This window comes from Candidatus Phytoplasma phoenicium, from assembly GCF_001189415.1.
GTDB lineage: Bacteria > Bacillota_I > Bacilli_A > Acholeplasmatales > Acholeplasmataceae > Phytoplasma > Phytoplasma phoenicium.
Window position 1 is genome coordinate 1 of sequence record NZ_JPSQ01000073.1, and the last position, 3570, is coordinate 3570.

General features: G+C 23.8%; 4 protein-coding genes. 3 read left to right on the plus strand and 1 reads right to left on the minus strand.

The features are described 5' to 3' along the window. The first annotated feature begins 63 nt into the window (after positions 1-63). The 3 genes from AlmWB_RS01670 to smpB all read left to right on the plus strand — a co-directional run bounded on the left by AlmWB_RS01670 (position 64) and on the right by smpB (position 2582). The gene (locus tag AlmWB_RS01670; RefSeq protein WP_192833076.1) at positions 64-1320 is read left to right on the plus strand and encodes a hypothetical protein; all 1257 of its coding nucleotides are present in this window, start codon (positions 64-66) and stop codon (positions 1318-1320) included. Positions 1321-1397: 77 nt separating this feature from the next. Then, positions 1398-1931, plus strand: coding sequence for an inorganic diphosphatase (locus AlmWB_RS01675; protein ID WP_050337433.1), 534 nt, complete (start codon positions 1398-1400; stop codon positions 1929-1931). Positions 1932-2132: 201 nt separating this feature from the next. Next, positions 2133-2582: an SsrA-binding protein SmpB gene (smpB, locus tag AlmWB_RS01680; protein ID WP_050337434.1), complete on the plus strand. Its 450-nt coding sequence runs from the start codon at positions 2133-2135 to the stop codon at positions 2580-2582. Between the two features lie 9 nt (positions 2583-2591). Here the strand turns inward: smpB and AlmWB_RS01955 are convergent, their stop codons facing one another. Beyond that, entirely contained in the window at positions 2592-2804 is a 213-nt protein-coding gene (locus AlmWB_RS01955; RefSeq protein ID WP_050337435.1) for a hypothetical protein, read from the minus strand. Positions 2805-3570: the final 766 nt, after the last annotated feature.

A 3570-nucleotide genomic window follows, 5' to 3' on the forward strand; every position in this document is an offset into this window, starting at 1 on the left:
TATTAGAAAGAAAAAAAATTGAACCAAAAGAAGAATTATTTAAGATATATGTTTTGTTTTTTATTGGTTATTTTAATTTGTATTTTTAACAAAAATATATTATTGATTAATGCTATTTTGCCGAAAAAAAACGAAAAAGAACTTATTCCTTTAGTTTTAAAGTCATCAAATATGGAAAAATCAGTTCTTTTACAAGAACATAAACAAGATTTATTAAAAAATGAATTAAATTCCCAATTGCCTGATATGAAAACAGATAAATCAATTGTGACAGAAAGTATTTCTGAGATTGCAACACCTAATATACTTCAACCTCATTTAGAAGATAAATCAAAATACAAAGATAAACAAAATGATTTACAAATTAAGAATGTTATAGGGTGGAAACATGATTTAGGTTCTTTATTTTCAAAAAAAATAAGATTATTTTATGGTATTGATTCTGTAAGCGCCTTTCCTTGTGCTTCCTTTCAAGAATGGTTAAATATAAAACAGTTTTTACTTTGTTTATTAGAAAATCACATTCCTAAAATGGATTTTCTTTTTGATTTTTTAAAGTTGTCAGGAATTAAAGAAGAATTTATTGATGATAAATATGAAAAAATCGCTTTACAAACATCTGTTTTTTATCGTTTATTAAAAAAAAATCCATCTTTAGGATATTTTTATTTTAAAAAAGAAGATTTAAAAGATATGCAAACTGTAGAAATTTCTTTTTGTAATTGTCAAGTTCCTGGTTATTCTATTTTGGAATTAATTTCTGAAATAGTAAATGCATTTGATTTTGATGCGGCTGTTTTTAGACAACATTTATTGTCTTATGCACAACATTTAAAAGAAAATATTCATTCTGAAACGAAAGAAGAAGAAATGAACGTTTCTGTCAATCAATTTTTAAATCAAATCATTCATAATAGTGATATTGATGAATTAGAACATCATTTGCTGTTTAATTTAATTAAAAGTTTCAATAAAATTTTTATACCTAAAAATTTTACTTTTCATCAACATATAGAAAAGACAAAAATCAAACCTTTACGTATAATGCGTTTAGTTTTATCTAGTTTGTCAAAAAAACAAATTTTAGGGTTTTGCTTAAAAATAGAAAAGAAGGAAAATAATAATTTTTATCTTTGTTTTTATGAAATTTTTAAAACCAAAACCGATCATCAAGAACAATTACAATTTGTTGATCAGGTTTTAATTTCCGATACTCAACAAAATGAACATGTTTTTTTTCATCATTTAATGATTAGCATTTCTCAAAAAAAAAGATTATTGCTTAAAAAATCACCTTTATTAAACGCTATTAAAATTTAATCAAAAAATATTTGTGGATTAAAATTATAATATATATTATTTTTTAAAATTAACAATAAATATAAGAGAGTTATTATATGGATTTTTTAAATAAAATTAAAATTAATCGTATTACCAAGGATAGATTTTTGGTTTTAATTGAGATATCTAAAGGAAGTAAAAAGAAATATGAAATAGATAAAGAAACTGGTTTTTTGATGGTAGATCGTTTTTTAACAACATCTTTTTGTTATCCTGCTAATTACGGTTTTATTCCCTTAACACATTGTGATGATAATGATCCTTTAGATGTGTTTGTATTATCTCAAGAAATTTTAGAACCTATGACTTTAATTGAATGTCGTCCTTTGGGTGTTATTCGTATGATTGATAACTATGAATTAGATGAAAAAATTATTGCAGTTCCTCTTTGTGACTTATCTATGAATTTATATCAAAATATTAATGACTTACCTTCTTCTTTAATAGTAGAAATAGAACATTTTTTATTGCATTATAAAGATTTAGAACAAAAAAAAGTTGTTATTGAAAAAATCGAAGATGTTCGAAAAGCTTATGTGGTTATTGAAAAATCTTTAACACGATATCAAAAAATAAATAAAAATAAATAAAAAGTATTATTTTTAACAAAATTATTGTTTTTTCAAGTTTTAATATATTTTAAGCAAAGTGCGTAATTATTAATTTTGTTATTCAATAGCAACATAAAATTATAAACAATTCTTTCATATAGTCAAAAAATAGTCAAAAAAATCCTTCATTAAGAAGGAAATTTTTTTGATAATGTATAAAATTATTAATCGAGAATTATAATGATGAAAAAAATTATTACTAATAAAAAAGCTTTTTATGATTATTTTTTAGAAAAAAAATATTTAGCAGGTATTCAATTATTAGGCAACGAAGTTAAATCAATTCGTCTAGGAAAAGTTAATTTAGATAATGCTTATGTTCATTTTAAAGAAAATGAACTTTTTGTCTTTAATATGACAGTATTTAAGTATAATTTTTGTAATTCTTTTGATTACGAAGAAAAAAGAAAAAAAAAACTTTTGTTAAATAAAAAAGAAATTTTACAAATTAAAAATAAAATGCAAATCAAAGGTTTTAGCATTATTCCAACGAAAATTTTAATTGTACGTAATTTAATTAAGTTAGAAATTTATTTAGCTAAAGGTAAAAAAAAATATGATAAAAGGTTCGAACTGAAACGAAAAGATGATGATTTAAAAATCAAAAAAACATTGAAAAATTATTTTTAACTTTTATTTTTATTCATTTGTTTTACATAAATGTTGATATAATTGTTCCATTTTGTTTACGTATTCAATTAAAAATTTGTTCCAATATGTTTTTTTGGGTGTTGGTTGTAATATGCTTATATCTAATACTGGTATTTTTATATAATTTTTGTCTAAAGCATGTAAATATAACAAATTTCCAACAATAATTCCGGATAAAAAAATCAAAATAAATTTAAACATTTTCTATACTCCTAATTTTTTGGTATTTGTTTATTTTTTTGTATGTTATTTTCTCAAAACATATTATTTATTTTATTATATTATTTCTTTTTACGTACCATTTTTATTTTATCAAAATTTTTTCTTGGTTAAAACCATTAATAGTTGACCGCCGTGATTTCCAGAACCCAGAAGATATAGAGAGGGCATCTCTGTGTTATGTTTATAGATACCATATAAAAATTACTCTGCTTTTGGCATTTGAGTTGTTTTATCTTATTTTCTGGAATTTAAATTTCTAATGCTCAGCTGATGGTTGAGCTTAAACAGGGCTACTATGTATTTCTATCGTTTTCTGAGGTTAATTCATACTTGTGGTCTTTTATTATGCTTGATCCTTTTTACTGATTACTTACCGTCTTATGTGACTGATGCTGACGGGTGTTTATACACTATTTATGAAAATGTATTAAGTGTCTTCTGAACATTTTCGATGATGCAGTCTAGGTGGTGATTTAACAAAAATGGCTGTCGCGGATGCTGAAAACCCTCGTCTTGGAGAAACGACTTGCGGTTCTTTACTGCAGAAACTACAGGTGACTTATATATTTACCTTTGATTGTCTGTCTTTTTCTTCATCACAGCTTCTTTTTATGTAATGTGAAGATTGGATGTTGAACTAATGCATGATTTATTGCAGGAAATTTGGAATGAAGTTGGCGAGAGTGATGAAGAACGAGACAAAATGCTTCTTCAATTAGAGCAAGAGTGTCTAGATGTATACAAG